The following is a 17,351-nucleotide window of genomic DNA, read 5'->3' as shown; positions in this document are numbered from 1 at the left end:
CTTTATTGGCGTAAGCCATACTAAATTGAGAGTCAGGTTTTATATTATGAAAGGAGGTCAACAATGACAATAGCCGTAAGCCATACTGCAGCTGATATGAGTCGGTGGACAGGACGTGCAGAGCCGTTTGAGTCTGCGCGCGCCCGCTACTGGTATCAAATAGCCCAGCCTTATGCCTTTCATAGCACCAGTCAGCAAAACGGTCAGCGCATTGGACTGGTTGGGTTCGCTTGTGACCAAGGTGTCAGACGTAATCAAGGACGCGTAGGTGCACGAGCTGCGCCGCCTTTGATTCGTCAAGCTTTTGCGGCGCTACCAGTCATCGCTGAGTTACAACAACGCTTTGATGGTCAATTGCCAACCCTACTGGGTGATGCGGGTGATATCCATTGTCATGATAATGATGATTTTGCCGAGCGTACTCTGGAGCAAGCTCAAGTAAAGTATGCCGATAAAATTAGTCATATTATCCAGCAAGGCGGGCTACCTATCGGGCTTGGTGGTGGTCATGCCATCGCTTATGGCAGCTTTTTAGGATTATGGCAGGCACTGTCATCAGAAACCGATAAGTCTATTGATGACGTTAGCAATGTCGAAAATGATGTCAAAAATAATGTCGAAAGCCATGTTAAAAGCCATGCGAGCACAATGCCTAGCATCGGGGTGATTAATTTTGATGCGCATCTAGATATTCGTCAGTCTGATGTCGCGACGTCTGGTACGCCCTTTCGCCAGATTGCCGAGCACCTTGATGAACAGAGTCAGCCATTTCACTATTGCTGTATCGGCGTCAGCCGGTTTTCCAACACAGCCGCGCTCTTCGACCGTGCTGAGCAGTTAGGCGTACACATTATCAGTGACGAAGATTGCACCAATAAGAAATGGAAAAAAATTGCGGCTCAAATAGAAGAATTTATCAACGACGTTGATGTGGTCTATTTAACCATTGATATGGATTGCTTGCCATCGAGCGTCGTTCCTGGTGTCAGTGCGCCCGCCGCCTATGGTATTGAGCTGAGCTTCGTTGAGCGCGCGGTCAAACGTATTATGGCATCAAACAAAGTAAAAATGGCTGACATTGCCGAGATTAACCCGACCTTTGATGTTGATGGACGCAGCTGTAAAGTCGCGGCTCGCCTCTTAGCAACTATTATCGAGCAGCATTTACTTTTAGTATAAATAAATCGATACAGAATAAAAGTGTTATGAATATTTATACAAGTGACTGGGATGAATTTTGCGAAGCCTTTGTCTCGCTTGCGCACAACAAGCGAGTAAAGTTTGTACCAGTCACGCTATAACATTTTTAAAATAAACCAACCATACAAGGCTACTGAAGTAAATTTTGCACATCCTCTGTCAGCAGCACCACAGCAAGAAGCGTTTTTACCAACGACACAATGTCTATTTTAAAGTGAACGGACTATGGATGGCTGCACTAAATCTATACTAATAAGTAGGAGCACATCATGACTAATACAATAAATTCTACAGACCAAACGCCTATAAACGACTCCGCCCTAATATCATTTGACTACATCATTATCAATGCCAATCTCGCCACCTTTTCAGAGCAATACGGGTTTGATATTTATAGCGAAAACCAAGAAAAAAGCACCTCTTATGGTCAATTAGAAAGTGCCGCTATCGGTATCAAAGACGGCAAAATTGCATGGGTTGGTACGCATGAGCAAATAAAACCGCACCTTACCCATTATAAAAACGATCAAATCAAAGATGTTGATGGCAACTGGGTAACGCCTGGACTCATCGACTGTCATACTCATATCGTTTATGGTGGCAACCGCAGCAATGAGTTCGAAGCGCGATTGCAAGGTGCCAGTTATCAAGATATCGCGGCACAAGGTGGCGGCATTGTCTCAACTGTTAGCGCCACCCGCGCAGCGAATGAGGAAGAATTGTTTGCGCAAAGTGAAAAACGTCTACTCGCGCTCATCAAAGAAGGCGTGACCAGTGTCGAAATCAAATCTGGCTATGGACTGGACTTAGACACTGAACGCAAAATGCTGAAAGTCGCCCGCGCGCTCGGTGACAAACACAATATTCATGTCAGCACCACTTATTTGGCCGCCCATGCCCTACCGCCTGAGTACAAAGACAATGCCGATGACTATATAGAGCAAGTTTGCCAGTGGTTACCAATCTTGCATAGCGATGGTTTGGTCGATGCGGTCGATGGCTTCTGTGAAAACATCGCCTTTACTGCTGAGCAGATTAAGCGCGTCTTTGAAGTCGCTCGTTCATTAGACTTACCAGTGAAGTTGCATTCCGAGCAGCTCTCAAACATAGGTGCTAGTGCTTTGGTAGCAGAATACCAAGGATTATCAAGCGACCATCTTGAGCACTTAGCAGAAGAAGATATTAAAAAAATGGCCGCAAGCAACACGGTAGCCGTGCTATTGCCGGGTGCTTTTTATACGCTACGTGATACTAAGTTGCCACCGATTGAAGAATTGCGTAAACACCAAGTTCCAATTGCCGTTTCAACAGATTGCAACCCCGGTACTTCCCCATTAACATCGCTGTTATTGGCGATGAACATGGGCTGTACCCTATTTTATCTCACTACTGAAGAAGTGTTGGCAGGGGCAACTGTTCATGCGGCACAAGCGTTAGGTCTCGCCAAAAAAGGTAAAATAGAAGTAGGCTGTGATGCTGATTTGGCATTATGGGACATCGCCCGCCCCGCTGACCTTGCGTATCAAATAGGATTGAACCCTATTGCAGGTATCATGGTACAAGGCAAATGGCGCGAGACAGTATAGCGAAATTATATAGACACTTAGCATAACTAAAGAAAGCCCCAACCATTGAATGATTGGGGCTTTCTTATTGTCTATCGATAGAAGTTAACCAAAATTTAATACAGTAGATAAACTTTAAAAGTGTTATAACTCGACTGCCGTCATATCTGGCGTAGCGTCTATATCATCAATTGAATTTTCAAACACTGTACCCGTCTCTGCGTCTATGTTTAATTCAAATATTTGATTGTCTTTTAACACCTTAACTTCATAATAAGTTGGATGGTCCATCTCATCATCGTCACTCTCAAATTCAATCTCTAGAGTATGACCGTTGGTTTGTTTTTCAGCAATATCAATGGCATCCGTCATGTTTATCTTGGCTTGTTGCTGAACCTTATAATCGTCGATATCCTCTTTATCAAGTTGCTCGGTTTCAGACGTTACAATCTTACCCGTCGTGGCATCGACTTTTATCTCGTAGCTTGTCGTATCAGTACTGAACTCTAATTCGTAGACACTATTACCATTTTGGGCATCGCTATCATTATCGTCCAGCTCTGCGCTGACCAAAGAACCAGCAGCTTCTTTACTTGCTGTAGCAACGGCCTGTTTCAAACTGACTTTAGTTGCTTGAGCCATACTTACTTCATCAGAATGGTTTGCCGCAATAACAGCAGTACTTAATGCCCCTGTCGTCAATGCCAAAGTCAGGCAAGCACCCAATGTCGTTAGTTTAAAACTCTTAAATGTCTTTTTCATAAATTCATCCTTCTAATTATGATTTAGCTGCTCTTATGGTACGGATATATAAAAAAGACTCTAAGGTAAAAAGGTTGCAAAATGTAGCATCTATGTATTACAAAACATTGTCTAATACTCGGTTTTTTACTATATTTATCATAACCTTAGGTGATGTTATTTTAATAGACATACGTTATAATGTTTCTCCGTTTTTTATAATGTTAATTCTTCTTTCTATTTAGGTCATTTAAGCTTCTATGCTACATACGTCCCAGCCAACAGACTCATTGTACGACAACATTTATCACTCTATAGGTGACTTTGATTTCAATATTGCTACCGATGAAAATATGATATCGGCTTTGGCTTTTGCAAGCTTACCGCTTATGATTCAAGAGTCATTATTACAAAGTGAGCGGATCATATTGATAGCTAACAATCCGTCGATAGATACAGCGAGCTTAGAAGCACTATTACAGCCTACTGATATGCTGGTGTTATTCAATGACTTTATTCATGCAGACTTCTTTGTCCATCATCCGCTAGCTAAAGATTTACCAAAGCTACTGTTTTTTAGACAAATCGGTGACAGTAAGCTACATTTTGGCCTGCCGCCGCGTAGTAATAACTTAACAGCGATGCTAGATATGGCAAAGCAAGCGCCACTTGGTATTTTGTTTGGCAACACTGACTATAAGTTCCCATTGCCATCTGATGACCCAAGTCCTCATGATGACCCCATAACGGCTGACCGAGTGTTAGAGATTTCAGAGGCGCTTGATAAACTATTACGCAGTGATGAGTATTGCCGCGTATTGTCAGAACAACATGAAGTAGTAGCAGACTATCCTATCTTTGCTGATATTCATTCATCTGCGCCAACTTCAGGGTTTTTATTATATCGGTTACTTTTATCTGCACGCCTGCATATTCAGCAAAAACAGAAAGCTAAGACGCTGCTATCAATAGTGATGTTAGGTTTTAATAATGATGATAAAACCGCGCATTTTTGGGAAGGTCATAACTGGGCGTTTGAAAGACAAGAACTTGCCACACCGCCTAAAGATGTCGAAATTATTCGTCAATACTAATAGAACACTACTAATAAGATTAAACACTTATAGTTGATTCAGTTTAAAACTGATGTAGCGAGACTGGGATAAATTTCTTGCAGCTTCTGTCTACGCAGGCACAGCACGCAAAAGCAATTTGTACCAGTCTAGCGTATCAATGCCGTATATCTATTTTATTTAGTATCGACTCTATATCTACACATAAGGCGCATCTGGACAATGCGCGGCATTAATCTCCGCTTTACTGGGTTGCCGATTAATAGCAATCGGCACTGTCTGCGCCTCCTGCCAATCAATCAATTGCCGCTGCGCAAACTCTACAAGCCAGCCTGCCATCGGCCAATGTTGCCATTTTTCATAAAAACGGTTGGCATTGATAACGATACTATCTAAATGATTAAGCGGCGGTCTATAGACACTATGCTGTTGATGGTAAGTCACATCGTCAGCTAAGTAAAAATCGATATTTAACACGCGTGCCATAAAAGCAAAATCCGTATCTTCAGCGCCATAGCCAACATAATCGGTATCGAAGCCGCCTACCCGCTCAAATTGACTGTGCATAATAGCAAAACAAAGACTCCAAAATGCGCCATAATCTTGCGTCTGTTTAATAGATTGACCCTGATGCTGTAAATCAAAGTTATCGCGATAAGGGTTAAATACGGACAGCTCATCTAAAAAGTTGACTGCCAATTTACCTTGTTGTAGCTGATTACCCTCATCATCCGTCAAAGGACGTGTCAGATAACGTGGCTGTCCCATCAGTAGCGCATCAGGATACGTTTGCAATTTATCATATAACCCTTCGATAAAGTCATAGGCGACGATACAATCCACATCCAAGAAAATCATGGCCTCATGTGTGGCACGCGCAGCGCCAAGATTACGATTATGACCAATATCAAACGAGGTGCTACTTGCCAGTCCCTTCTCAGTCGCTGTAGTCGTTGCTATCTTAATAATATTTAAATCGTAGTCTGCCAGACGTTCAGCCTCAGCATCGTCATTAACGATAATAACCTCGCTTGGTTTGACGCTACCCTGCGCCAGGCTACCAAGTAGATTGTAGAGATGCCGATTGCGTCCGTAACAGGTCGTTATTACACTCACGGGAATGGTGTTGTGTGCAGCGTTTGCTACTTGGGGTATGGTAGTCATAAATATCTTCTTTACTTTTATTATTATAAGTTTCTTTGTTACTTCTTATTTCTCAGGTTTTAAGTCCAACTGCGGCAATAGCCATTCTGCAAACCAAGCGTTCACAGAAATATAGTCAGCGATGCTATTCATAAAGTTTTGCGCCGCCATAGTGGGGTTTTTGACCAAAGCAGTCTGCTCATTGCTAATGGTTTTATCGCTCATTGATAAAAAAGACGTTCCATTCTGACTGTCTATATAGGAAGTTTGAGCCATAAACTGTGCCCAACTTAAAGCACGCCCTTGCTCAATTAAGGCTTCTGCCATCACTTCTTGCTCACGATGTGGACGCACATCAGGCAGCACCACAAGCGGCGTTGGGTAATCATAGACTTGCGCGATACCATTGAGACCACAGGCCATCAACAGCAAATTACTATAGGCGATAAATGGCGTCACATCATCCACATGGGCGGCGATATCAACACAATGTCTTACTTCTTCATTAATAGGGCCAAGAGAGACAATTATAGTGTCTGGTAACAGTTGGCGCAGCTCTGGCAGCTTGGCATCAATAGCTTCATGACCACCATAACCTTTAATCACAGTGGCTATATGAGTTTTAACACTGGTTTTTGGATTAGTTTTTGGATTATTTTCAGCATTAGCTTTATCATGATCATAGATTGCTTTATCAGCACTTGAGTGCGAGCATAGCTGTTGTTTAGTAGCGTCATTTTCGCTGAGCGTCATGAGCTTATCTATAAACTCGCTAAAGCTGGGCAGACTTTGAGCTTTGTTTGGCAAAAAATCAAGATATAGTGTTTTTTGGCGTACCCAGTCTGGCGTTGCTGCCGCTTCAAGCATCTTTGGATAAGGAGCTAATAATCCAAGCGCGCCAGCAAAGGCGTTTAAATGCGGTATGTCATCGCGCTCGCCTGCCAGCCTCACATACAAATAAGGTACGCTAACGGTACGGCACAGCATAGCGACTTCGACACTGACATCGACAATCATCAAATCAATCCGGCGCTGATAAATAGCATCAAGCAGCTGCCAACTGCGCTTTTGAATATTTTCATTACCCACTGGCGAATAGTGCAAACTGTTTGGCTGCCAGTATTTTCCAGCGCGCCCTGGTAGTACATCATCTGGCAGCTCATCCTCAGCACTCAAACGTACGATTTGCTCATCAGTTATCGTACTGAAGTGATAAGCGTCATTAGGCAAACTTGTAAACACCGTCACTTTCTGACGCAACTCTGATGGTAGCAAGGCGGCCAGTTTATCTGCTTGGCGGCAGTGCCCCGAGCCATGGTGATGAGCATAATAGCCGATACGCATTATAAAAAGTTCCTAACAGGTTAAGGCAGTCACTGATATAGTTAATCCTAAATAAAAAGAATACAGCTATGCCAGCGTGCTACTGGTATAAATTTTGCGCAGCCTCTGGGTACGCAGCACGCAAGGAAAATTTATACCAGTAGCGCTATGTTTTTTTATAGTGGATCGACTATAGTAACTAGAGAATAAAAAGAACTAGACAAACGCCTCTTGAATGCTGTCGCTATCATCGACCGTTACTGCTTGCTCATATAAGCGCAGATAACCATCGACCATCGCAGCGACTGAACAAAACTGCTCAGCGCGAACGCGACATGCCTTGCGTGATATGTGTTTGATACCATCAAAGGCTTGAATAAAGGCATCTTTATCCATTTTGGGTACGATGACGCCTGTCTTTGGCGTGACAATCTCAGCACTTGCACCAACATCAAAACCAATCACGGGTGTACCACAAGCTAAGCTCTCAGCTAGTGTCAAGCCATAAGGCTCATCCCACGTACTGGTAAATAGCATGGCTGTGACTTGACTTAAGCGCTCATTGATTTGATCTTTACTCAGATGACCGACGTAATCGAATAAAGACTCATCGTTTTTGTCTTCTTCTAGTAGCGGTGCTACATATTCCTCAAAGTATTCCTCATTGCTTTTAGGTCCCGCAATAATAAGACGCTTACCTGCCGCTTTACAGTACTCCATTGCCAAATGCGTGCCTTTCTCAACACAAATGCGCCCGTACCAAAAATATACTTCGTCATCAATTGGGTTTGTATTGGCATTAAATGACTGCACATCGATACCATTATAGACTACATGCGACGGTACAAATTCATCAAACAGCTGCTGCTGATGACCACTAATCGCCGTAAACTGGGTTTGCGTCCCTAAGCGTAACGTCAATAATGCCAAACGCAGCTGCGGAAAAATCGGTGTATGAAAGGTGGTAAAGAAGCGTGCACCAAACGTTTGACCCATTGTCATCGGTATATGGTGCAAGCTGTGGTTATGTACCACATCGATCATACCTTGTTCATCACGGCTAATAATATCGCGCATGGCTTGCTGATAAACCAAATACTGATATAGCTCTTCGCGGCTCATCCCTAACGAATCATGTTCGTTGGGATAAACCGTGTTATCAAACTCATCACGAGTCATAAATGGCACCAATGTCGCCCTCGTTTGACTATCGGTATGGGCATAAAGCAATACCTCATGACCTTGAGCCACCAACTCATCACAGATCAGTTGAGTAATCATCTCAAGACCGCCTGCATAAGGCTGTGCAATAGGATATAAAGAATGCGCAATAACCGCAATACGTAGTACGGAAGCGTACTTTGCTTTTGCATTACTATCATCAGTAATATTTGTTATATCGACAGTAGGGCTAGATAGCATAACGAGTCCAACATAAGTTAAGGGGATATAAATCGACTATAGCAGCAGACAAAACCATAACCATCAAAATTGACAATGTCTAATGGCTAGATGTGAATAAGCTGGCGCTAAAAATTTACAGTATTATCATCTTCAAACGATTTTTTTTCGTTAAGACGGACTATGCGCGAATGAGACAGGTTTTTAGCGAAGGTATTCTTAACCGTTACAGCTTTATTAGTTACTGAGCGCTTCTCATAACCATAATTGACCAGCATGACTTTGGCCGCCCATATCTTTAAAATACAAACCACTATCGCACAGCCAAATAATAGCGGTGAGTACAGCAATGAAAGTGGCGACACAATGATAGCTGTGGTTATATTTAGCATTAGTAGCACTTTAGGCATTGCCATCAGGTTAGCCGCATAAACGGACATGCGTGTACGTACGAGCGCTTGCTTAGGTGTACAGATAAAAGGCTTTTTTTGACCCCAAAGCACAGGCCACCATGACAAAGCACCAAGCTCCCAGAAATTCAGATGTAACGCCCAAGCTCGAAGTCGACTGCCTAAGCTTGGTGCCACGCCATCGTCAGTTTGCTGATTCAGCGGAGCATTATCTTGCATATATGCCCATAAGCGCCTACCCAAAAATACTGCATAGCTTGCGTACACTGCATATAGAGGCGTAAGCAGAGCATGAATGTTGACACTGGTGCTGAACAGTAGCGCACCTGTAATGATAAGTAGCGTCAACAACTGCAAGACAATAAATATCCCTGTAAAGTTCACCCATGCGCTCAGTTGTGATACATGTGCACCCATATAGGCTAGGCGCTCACTAAGTTTCTTACTTGTAGATGAGCTTGGTGTAGATGAATTTGATACCGTAGAAAAGTAAGTGTTTAGCACCTGCATATTACCGTAGATCCAACGACGACGCTGACTCATTAAATCATGTAAGGTAGTCGGTAACAGACCTGTGGCAATGACTTCAGGTATAAACCGAGTACGCAAACCGCGACCATGCATCAGCACTCCCATCTGTGCATCTTCGGTAATCGACGCACCTGACCAGCCGCCCATCGCTAGCAGCGCACGACGACGAATAACGGCATAAGTACCTGTCGATAGTGCACGCTGACGGTTAAATGAACGATACAAATGATGGTTGAAATAATGGTTTAATTCGCTATGGACATCTTCTTTTCCCGCATCACGATAAAACTGTGGAAACTGCAATAGCGCATGGTCTGGGTAACGCTCAATGGCCTTTGCAATAGATACACGCGCCTGCGGTAATGCTTGATAGTCACTATCGACTACAACCACATGACTACATTCAGGGTCCATAAGACCCAGTGCTAGGTTAAGCGCACCTGCTTTAAAGCCTGCCACCGCATTGATATGATAAAAATGCACATTGTGATGCGCATCGAGACTGGCACAAAACTGTGCCAAAGGCTCATATAAAGACGTTTGGGTATTGTTGTTATCGACAATTAAGATCTCATCGTCGTCCGCTTTGATTGCCAATAACGACTTAATAGTATCAATAACCATGTTCGCCGGCTCAGCACGAGTCATTAGCTGAAAGCTCAAACGTACTAGAGCATCCGTACTGCTCTGTTTGTTATTATTTAATGCGCCTTTATATATTCGATTATTTTTCTTATTTAAGACGGTCTCTTTATAATTATTATCTCTAAAAACATTACTGTGCTCTTCTCTTGCCTGTTTATTGATCGGTGTTTCAAAGCTATCTGTCTCAAAGCTATCTAATTTATAACCAGTTGAACGATCAATTTTTGATATATTATTCTTAGTTAAATCTAAACCAGTCGCATTTTCTTCTACGTCCCTTATACCAGTATGGCGATTGGCAGCTATTTTTTTCATACCAGCTCTCCTTCTTATATCTTTTGCTATAGCATTCTTCTTTATAGCACTCTGTCTGATGACCTCCTCACTTACAGATAACGGCGTTCTTGTAGCATAGTTTGTATTGTTAATGCTCATGTCTTGTTCCTGTGTTCACCCATCAACTTAAAAAAGATTAAGACAAAAATAGAAACGTTTCGGTCTCTATTGTTGTGGTAATGCATTTACGAGTTAGAGGGTCAACGCCTGTATATATATGTACTTAATTGACACTCAGCTTTTACTGATATATAAATTTTTCTGAGCAATATTTGTAGTTATTCTTACTATTTACTTGTATGAAGTTTTATAATAGTTGAAATAAATAGTAGAGTTTACGTATGAAATGTACATAACAACCTAGTAGTGTAACGTCACGTAATTATTGTAAAAGTCTCGCTTTATTAGCTACTTAGCGTCCATATAAAATCATTTATCGTCTTTATAGTATGGATAGTCTTGTTTGATTATTAGCTTTTATAAACGATAGTAAACGTCGTGTTGAATCTCATACGTTTGATGTTATTACAAAATATCGTGACGACATTTAATCTGTAGAGAATCCGCTTGGCGGGTTTATTTTGTACAAAAAAATACCGCAACTATCAGACATAGTAGCGGTATCTAGATTTACTGTCGCTTAACCAAACAGAGCTGGTTTGTAGCTCAAGTTAGCTTATCTTATAAATTAGTTTAAAATGCCATACGCCACAAGGGCATCAGCGACGCGTTTAAAGCCTACGATATTGGCTCCTGCCATATAATCAATATAGCCATCATCAGTCTGACCATATTTCTCTGATGCGTCAGCTGCACAATCATGGATGTCTTTCATAATAAGCTTTAGACGCTCATCGATTTGCTCAAAACTCTTATATTGACGGACCGAGTTCTGTGACATCTCAAGCGCTGACACAGCGACTCCTCCCGCATTGGCGGCTTTTCCTGGCGCATAATGTACGCGATGTAGACAAATGTAGTCTGCTGCCTTAGCAGTCAATGGCATATTAGCGCCTTCAACAACATATTTGACGCCATTTTCGACCATAAGTTTGGCATCATCTTCATCAACCTCGTTTTGAGTCGCTGATGGTATCGCAATATCTCCTTTGATACCCCACGGCTTTTGACCCTCGAACCATTCGCCGCCATGGACATCGACATAATCAGCTAGCGGTTTGCTTTGTTCTTTCTGGTTTTTTAGCCAATTAATTTTTTCTTGATCAAAGCCTTTTTCATCATACAAAGTGCCCTTTGAGTCAGACACCGTGATTGCGATGCCTCCGAGCATACAGACTTTTTCAGCGGCATGTAGTGAGACATTGCCCGCGCCTGATATTAATACCTTTTTACCTTTAATATCTTCATTTTGCGCTGTGAGCATATTTTCTAAGAAGTAGACAGCACCATAGCCTGTGGCTTCTGTACGCATTAAGCTACCACCAAAACCCACACCTTTACCAGTCAACACGCCGCCATGCTCATGAGTCAGATTTTTGTACATTGCAAACATGTAGCTCACTTCACGCCCCCCAACACCAATATCACCAGCTGGTACGTCAACGTCTTTATTTACATAGTGATGCAGCTCACGCATAAAGGCATAACAAAACCGGCGAATCTCGCTATCTGATTTTCCTTTAGGATCAAAGTCCGAACCACCTTTACCGCCGCCCATAGGCAAACCAGTTAAAGCATTTTTGAAAATTTGTTCAAAGCCCAAGAACTTCAACACGGATTGGTTGACAGTAGGATGGAACCGTACGCCACCTTTATAAGGGCCTAAGGCATTACTAAACTGTACCCGCCAGCCACGATTGACTTGAACCTCACCTTTGTCGTTCTCCCAATTGATACGAAAAGCGATAACACGATCAGGCTCTACTAGGCGCTCAAATATTTTGAATTTTTCGTATTGAGGATGAGCATCATATAAAGGGGTAATGGTAAGAGCAACTTCCTTAACCGCTTGAATAAATTCAGGTTGATGGGCGTAGCGTGATTCGATTTTTTCGATGACCTGACTAATACTCATATATCTTCCTTAACTATAGAACGTGTGGTCGTGCTGAATTACATCCCTACCATGTCGTCTTTAAAAGACGATCATATTGTAGATACTGATGCAGGATTGGCTTTTTTACAGTAAATAAAAGGCTAGCGGATTTAATAACCCATAAGTTGAGCAACCGATAGGCGTTATGACATTGATAGATTAGATCTACTACATATTATTTTGAGACTACGGTTTGAAAATACTGATTGTGCATAGATAGGATAGATATGACAAAGACAGTAATTATAGTGCGCAGCATATGCGGTCAGAACGATAGATTGCTTGATAGCTCTTATTTAATTTACCTTGCTACTGAAAAAAGTCAATCCCGTATTGCAATATAAATGCTACCAATTATGAATGACTATAATTTTAAACCCACCTGTCACCATATAACTCTTTGATTCTTATATCATATTAAAACAGATAACGGTATCAGCGGTATCAAAAACAAAACAAAAGGTAAAAAAACCGGCTTAATTCTAATAATTCTATATCAATATAAAGAGTATGGGTTTATAATAATCCACATTGCTAGTAGGGTATTATAATCGTTTACCTGAATACATCGTTTACCCGAGTACAAGACTCCTTTTTAACTTTACCAACGAATGGCATATGACCATTTAACTATAAGGGATTGTGAGATATCTATGCGTACAGATACGTTCCAACAAATACTAGAAGACCTTAATAGCTCATCAGCAGATGTCGAAGCGTCTGCTCTAATCTCAAATGATGGCTTGATGATAGCGTCAGCGTTACCGACAGGCATCGATGAAGACCGCGTTGGTGCTATGTCGGCTGCGCTTTTATCACTAGGTGATCGTGCCGGTCGCGAGTTGGCTCGGGGCAGTATTGACCGAATTATGATTCAAGGTGAAAAAGGCTATGTAATCACCACTTCATCAGGTGATGAAGCAGTCCTTACGATCATGGCCAAGCCAAATGCCAAACTGGGATTGATTTTTTTGGATATTAAGCGTGCATCAGAAGCACTAGCAAAGCTCATCTAAACAGACTTAGATAACCAAGAATTTAGAACAGTAAATATAGGAAATACTTATGGGCTCTCCACTTTTAGATGCTGCAAAGCCTGACATGCCAGCTAAAGAAGTTAGCATAACCTATCATGACGGTGTCTCACGCACGATTTATGATTCGGGGATCGAGCGTCCCTACCCTGATGGTAAGCTTATCGTCTCACGTACTGACTTGGATGGTCATCTTACCCATGTAAACGATGCTTTCGTCGAAATCAGTGGCTATACGATAGATGAGCTGATCGGTCAACAGCACTATATCTTGCGCCACCCTGATATGCCAAGTGCCGCCTACCAAGACTTATGGCAGACGGTAAAATCAGGACAAAAATGGCACGGCTACGTCAAAAACCTGTGCAAAGATGGTAGCCACTATTGGGTGTATGCAACGGTCGTTCCTAACATACGCCGCGGACAGACCGTCGGTTATACCTCTGTACGCCGTCAGCCGTCGCGTCGCAAGATAGAAGCCGCGATCACGCAATATGCTCAAATGAAACAGAATGAGGAAGGTTAAACCATGAATGAAAAAACCTATAACCTATTAATCGCTCCTGATTTTTCGCCTGATCGTTTTGCAGGCTGGCACATGTTTAATACCTTGATTCAAAAGCGTGCTGACATTCACTTGCATCTCAATACGCCCACCTCTCATGTTGAGCAAGAAGAGATGGTCAATGCTGGTAACATACATATTATCTATGCCAACCCTTTTGATGCTGCTGCTTTGATTCGCGAAAAAGGCTATCGGGCCATTGCGCGTCCAATCGGTAAGTCGGATGAAATGGTGATTGCAGCGTCCGCCAGTAGTGATATTAAACGCTTAGAGGATTTGACCAAAGGCGCGTCTATCGCTATGGCAGACAACCGTGATGTAAAGCTTATCGGTCTGCGCTTATTAGAAGCGGTAGATTTAGAAGAGTCCGATCTTATCTGGGAGGTAACCGAAAACTATCAAGCGGCAGCAAGGCAGGTCATCAAAGGTGACGCTCAAGTGGCGTTTTTCTTAGCAGAAATCTTTCACAGCTTCTCACGTTTGACTAAAGCACAACTGTCAGTGCTGATCGAAAGTGATCTAGCAGATATTAGCCATATATTACTGATTAAAGATGACTTCGCTGATGCACAGGCATTGAGTCAGGCGTTACTGGCCTTTCATCAAGATGATAGTGGTAAAGAAGCACTGACCGAGCTTGGTATGCCACAAGGATTTGAAGCAATGAGTGAAGAAGATGGCGAGTTTATGTTAGATCTGATGGAAACCTTGCTCGATTAAGCGTCAAAACCTAACATTCCTTTTTATATTTAGGACACCGTCATGGCTGATTTATCTGCAACTGAAGACTCGTCGTTGTATAAAGATAGCGAGATGACTGCACGTCATACGTATCGTTATTATGCGCGAAAGATCTTTATCGATCCTAGCAACCGCTACTATCACGAACAGCGTATTAATGCTGCGTTGCTACTTAACGAAAAAGAACCGCTACAAGGCGCGGTCGCCGACTTTTTCTTTGGCTGTTGGTATGACATTCCTTACGATGTCAAAGATATCTTTGCCCGTATTCAAGGTCGCCTGCATCCGCAGATAGAACACGCCTTTCATAACTGTATTAACAAGCTCGATTACATCAAGTATAGCAGTGAGTTTGCAACGCGCTGGAGCGTGCTGGTGACACCATCGTTAAACGTACAAACCCATCGTCTACGCATCAGTAGCGACGATGCAAAAGAAATCGCCAAAAACATTACCACTGAGCTTATGAGTGCGCGTGCTGCTGAAGATTGGCATACAATTGAACAAGTTGAACGTGAGTTTTTTGCGCACTGCTTGGCCTGTAATGATCGTTTGGCTTTTTCCATCGTTTGGTTTGGTTTGGGCAAAAGCGATTGGCAGTTTGATGAGCGCTGGTGTGACTGTCAGCAGCAATTAGAACAAACTGGCTCTACCGTCCTAAAAAATACGCAAAACTTAGACACTCAATCAAGCGTGTAGCGGTTACTTACCCAACAGTTACCTGCCGCATTGAGCATTGCTGTAGCCACTTACTACTTATTCATTTTTACTTATTCTGTCAACGAGAACGTTTTTATGTCCATTTTTGATAATGCTGACAAAACCTATATTACTCTGACTCCTGCTGGTGTATTCGAGGCTTTTTCCCAACAGCAACCGACCGCACAGCAGCTAGCACTACAAGCGCTCCTATCATATCGCGAGACGATGCTGGTCGCAGGATGGTTAGAGGAGTACTCAGAGCGATGGCTAAATAGCTTCGTTGAGCAAGGGTTTATCGAAAAGCTATCTACCTTTTTGCCCGCACCCAACCTACCGCTTGATCAGTTTTTGCCATATGTGGTCGCAAGCTTATCTGGCAAGCGCCGTGCTGCTATCGCCTCAGATGAAGGATTTTGCCTAGCTCGCATTGGTTATAGCCAAGAAGAAGCAGACATGCTAAGTGTAGCTGCTGCGGATTTCTCCGGATTTATGCTACGCCAAAAGCAGCGCGGCTGGGCGATTGAAAGCCAAGCGATATCGTTCTTTCAGCAAGTTGATTTATTGATACCTGAGACCAGCTTTGTATTTTTGTGGATCGATGGTGGCGGCTACGCTCTCATTATCGATGGCGAACCACTGACTAACAATCGCGCCTTTGTGGAACTCATCTGGGGAATCAAAACCTCTGGGCTACGATTTGATAACTAAAGCCTTTTATCTCAAAAAACGTCAATGCAAGGGATAACTTTGTATTGAAAACCTCCTGTATTAAAGCAATCGCGCACCTATCTATTTACCAACTCCAACCTAAGTGAACGCTTATAGCCCATTCACTCTAAAAGCCAGACAGTGCTGCTTGCTGTAATAAATTTTTGCAGCCTCTGTCATGCTGGCAAACAGCAAACAAGAAAAACTTAAGCTCTTACCATATGTCTTATAGAAGACTCCTTTTGATAGCAGGCTCCTTTTAAAAAACTAGTAACATCAGTAAGACTAGTAATATTAATAGCCTGCGAAATAACAATAATTCACCGAGCTATCAGGCATAATATTGCCTAGATAATTTTAAATTAATTAAACTCTACCTCTTTATAAAAGCTGTGATTCAGTCTTCTCTCCTACCAGTTTATCCAACTCCTGATAGTGGCAACCTCTGCCAGCCCTTGCACTCTTGCTCATTTTTTAGGACAGTTTATGACTTCGCTTACTACTGTGCGCGTGCGTTATCAAACGATTGAAATTGGCAATACTGATATTCATATTTGCACCTTACGTGACAATCAACAATTCAGTGACCCTGATGATGAAGCGCTCAATTTAGGTATTTGCTCGGCATCTTGGCCGCTGTTCGGTGTGATATGGCCGTCAAGCCTAGTGCTGGCCAACCATATGCTCGATTACGATATCGCTGGCAAGCGTATATTGGAGGTCGGCTGCGGAATGGCACTATCCAGCTTACTACTTAATCATCGGCATGCAGACATTACTGCGACGGACTATCATCCGACGGTCGAGTATTTCCTTGATCGCAATACCACGCTCAATAATAATAAAGAGATTAACTTTGAGCGCTTAGATTGGGCCGAAGACAACAGCCATCTTGGACGCTTTGATATAATCATCGGTAGCGACCTACTCTACGAAGATCAGCATATCGATATATTGGCCGCATTTATTGAGCGCCATGCTAGTCCCAAATGTGAGGTAATCATCGTTGATCCAGGTCGCGGACGCAAAAATAAACTTACAGCAAAAATGATTGAGTCAGGGTTTAGTAGTCAACATATAAAACCTGAAGATACCACTTATTTGGATCTACCGTTTAAAGGGCATATTTTGACGTTTTCTCGAAATGGTTAAGCTTTTTGAAAGATTTTGAAAAAAC

15 protein-coding genes are annotated in these 17,351 nt (G+C 42.5%); 9 read left to right on the top strand and 6 right to left on the bottom strand.

The features are described 5' to 3' along the window. Window positions 1–63: 63 nt before the first annotated feature. Both ACTXGH_RS01600 and hutI read left to right on the top strand, forming a co-directional pair. Window positions 64–1,179, top strand: a complete 1,116-nt coding sequence (locus ACTXGH_RS01600; protein WP_439295929.1) for a formimidoylglutamase — start codon at window positions 64–66, stop codon at window positions 1,177–1,179. 290 nt (window positions 1,180–1,469) lie between these two features. Further along, window positions 1,470–2,786, top strand: a complete 1,317-nt coding sequence (gene hutI / locus ACTXGH_RS01595; RefSeq protein WP_439295930.1) for an imidazolonepropionase — start codon at window positions 1,470–1,472, stop codon at window positions 2,784–2,786. 123 nt (window positions 2,787–2,909) lie between these two features. On the opposite strand, the gene ACTXGH_RS01590 is transcribed toward hutI, so the two are convergent. After that, on the bottom strand, window positions 2,910–3,527 hold the full coding sequence (locus ACTXGH_RS01590) for a PepSY domain-containing protein (RefSeq protein ID WP_439295931.1): 618 nt from the start codon (window positions 3,525–3,527) through the stop codon (window positions 2,910–2,912). Window positions 3,528–3,766: 239 nt separating this feature from the next. Between ACTXGH_RS01590 and ACTXGH_RS01585 the strand changes: the two genes are divergently transcribed. Continuing rightward, on the top strand, window positions 3,767–4,600 hold the full coding sequence (locus ACTXGH_RS01585) for a hypothetical protein (RefSeq protein WP_439261700.1): 834 nt from the start codon (window positions 3,767–3,769) through the stop codon (window positions 4,598–4,600). A 177-nt stretch (window positions 4,601–4,777) separates the two neighbouring features. Here ACTXGH_RS01585 and ACTXGH_RS01580 read toward each other — a convergent pair whose 3' ends face one another. The 5 genes from ACTXGH_RS01580 to gdhA all read right to left on the bottom strand — a co-directional run bounded on the left by ACTXGH_RS01580 (window position 4,778) and on the right by gdhA (window position 12,403). Then, window positions 4,778–5,743, bottom strand: coding sequence for a glycosyltransferase family 2 protein (locus tag ACTXGH_RS01580; protein ID WP_439295932.1), 966 nt, complete (start codon window positions 5,741–5,743; stop codon window positions 4,778–4,780). A gap of 45 nt (window positions 5,744–5,788) precedes the next feature. Next, window positions 5,789–7,066: a hypothetical protein gene (locus ACTXGH_RS01575; RefSeq protein WP_439295933.1), complete on the bottom strand. Its 1,278-nt coding sequence runs from the start codon at window positions 7,064–7,066 to the stop codon at window positions 5,789–5,791. 195 nt (window positions 7,067–7,261) lie between these two features. Next, on the bottom strand, window positions 7,262–8,467 hold the full coding sequence (locus ACTXGH_RS01570; RefSeq protein WP_439295934.1) for a glycosyltransferase: 1,206 nt from the start codon (window positions 8,465–8,467) through the stop codon (window positions 7,262–7,264). 107 nt (window positions 8,468–8,574) lie between these two features. Continuing rightward, window positions 8,575–10,347: a glycosyltransferase family 2 protein gene (locus ACTXGH_RS01565; protein WP_439295935.1), complete on the bottom strand. Its 1,773-nt coding sequence runs from the start codon at window positions 10,345–10,347 to the stop codon at window positions 8,575–8,577. 709 nt (window positions 10,348–11,056) lie between these two features. After that, window positions 11,057–12,403, bottom strand: a complete 1,347-nt coding sequence (gdhA, locus tag ACTXGH_RS01560) for an NADP-specific glutamate dehydrogenase (protein ID WP_439261705.1) — start codon at window positions 12,401–12,403, stop codon at window positions 11,057–11,059. Window positions 12,404–13,077: 674 nt separating this feature from the next. Between gdhA and ACTXGH_RS01555 the strand changes: the two genes are divergently transcribed. From ACTXGH_RS01555 to ACTXGH_RS01530, 6 genes are all read left to right on the top strand, one after another. Then, a complete protein-coding gene (locus ACTXGH_RS01555) occupies window positions 13,078–13,440 on the top strand; it encodes a roadblock/LC7 domain-containing protein (protein ID WP_058369317.1) in 363 nt (120 codons plus the stop codon). 49 nt (window positions 13,441–13,489) lie between these two features. Beyond that, complete coding sequence (locus ACTXGH_RS01550) at window positions 13,490–13,984, top strand: PAS domain-containing protein (protein WP_439261706.1); 495 nt, start codon at window positions 13,490–13,492, stop codon at window positions 13,982–13,984. Window positions 13,985–13,987: 3 nt separating this feature from the next. After that, window positions 13,988–14,743 (top strand): phosphate/phosphite/phosphonate ABC transporter substrate-binding protein, encoded by a 756-nt coding sequence (locus ACTXGH_RS01545; RefSeq protein WP_439295936.1) that lies wholly within the window; start codon window positions 13,988–13,990, stop codon window positions 14,741–14,743. Window positions 14,744–14,785: 42 nt separating this feature from the next. Further along, window positions 14,786–15,463: a hypothetical protein gene (locus tag ACTXGH_RS01540; protein WP_439261708.1), complete on the top strand. Its 678-nt coding sequence runs from the start codon at window positions 14,786–14,788 to the stop codon at window positions 15,461–15,463. A 96-nt stretch (window positions 15,464–15,559) separates the two neighbouring features. Further along, window positions 15,560–16,174, top strand: coding sequence for a hypothetical protein (locus ACTXGH_RS01535; protein ID WP_439261709.1), 615 nt, complete (start codon window positions 15,560–15,562; stop codon window positions 16,172–16,174). Between the two features lie 486 nt (window positions 16,175–16,660). After that, window positions 16,661–17,326, top strand: a complete 666-nt coding sequence (locus ACTXGH_RS01530; protein ID WP_439295937.1) for a class I SAM-dependent methyltransferase — start codon at window positions 16,661–16,663, stop codon at window positions 17,324–17,326. Window positions 17,327–17,351: the final 25 nt, after the last annotated feature.

The organism is Psychrobacter sp. 1Y10, assembly GCF_052259005.1.
In the GTDB taxonomy this organism is placed as follows: domain Bacteria; phylum Pseudomonadota; class Gammaproteobacteria; order Pseudomonadales; family Moraxellaceae; genus Psychrobacter; species Psychrobacter saeujeotis.
The sequence above is the reverse complement of the archived record's forward strand: the minus strand, read 5'-3'. Positions and strand labels throughout refer to the sequence as shown.

Excerpts from the sequence above, each read along its gene's own strand:
- ACTXGH_RS01535 (WP_439261709.1), top strand. The coding sequence starts at position 15,560 with ATGTCCATTTTTGATAATGCTGACAAAACCTATATTACTCTGACTCCT.
- ACTXGH_RS01555 (WP_058369317.1), top strand. The coding sequence starts at position 13,078 with ATGCGTACAGATACGTTCCAACAAATACTAGAAGACCTTAATAGCTCA.
- ACTXGH_RS01540 (WP_439261708.1), top strand. The coding sequence starts at position 14,786 with ATGGCTGATTTATCTGCAACTGAAGACTCGTCGTTGTATAAAGATAGC.
- ACTXGH_RS01600 (WP_439295929.1), top strand. The coding sequence starts at position 64 with ATGACAATAGCCGTAAGCCATACTGCAGCTGATATGAGTCGGTGGACA.
- gdhA (WP_439261705.1), bottom strand. The coding sequence starts at position 12,403 with ATGAGTATTAGTCAGGTCATCGAAAAAATCGAATCACGCTACGCCCAT.
- ACTXGH_RS01575 (WP_439295933.1), bottom strand. The coding sequence starts at position 7,066 with ATGCGTATCGGCTATTATGCTCATCACCATGGCTCGGGGCACTGCCGC.
- ACTXGH_RS01565 (WP_439295935.1), bottom strand. The coding sequence starts at position 10,347 with ATGAAAAAAATAGCTGCCAATCGCCATACTGGTATAAGGGACGTAGAA.
- ACTXGH_RS01545 (WP_439295936.1), top strand. The coding sequence starts at position 13,988 with ATGAATGAAAAAACCTATAACCTATTAATCGCTCCTGATTTTTCGCCT.
- ACTXGH_RS01570 (WP_439295934.1), bottom strand. The coding sequence starts at position 8,467 with ATGCTATCTAGCCCTACTGTCGATATAACAAATATTACTGATGATAGT.
- ACTXGH_RS01580 (WP_439295932.1), bottom strand. The coding sequence starts at position 5,743 with ATGACTACCATACCCCAAGTAGCAAACGCTGCACACAACACCATTCCC.
- ACTXGH_RS01550 (WP_439261706.1), top strand. The coding sequence starts at position 13,490 with ATGGGCTCTCCACTTTTAGATGCTGCAAAGCCTGACATGCCAGCTAAA.
- hutI (WP_439295930.1), top strand. The coding sequence starts at position 1,470 with ATGACTAATACAATAAATTCTACAGACCAAACGCCTATAAACGACTCC.
- ACTXGH_RS01590 (WP_439295931.1), bottom strand. The coding sequence starts at position 3,527 with ATGAAAAAGACATTTAAGAGTTTTAAACTAACGACATTGGGTGCTTGC.
- ACTXGH_RS01585 (WP_439261700.1), top strand. The coding sequence starts at position 3,767 with ATGCTACATACGTCCCAGCCAACAGACTCATTGTACGACAACATTTAT.
- ACTXGH_RS01530 (WP_439295937.1), top strand. The coding sequence starts at position 16,661 with ATGACTTCGCTTACTACTGTGCGCGTGCGTTATCAAACGATTGAAATT.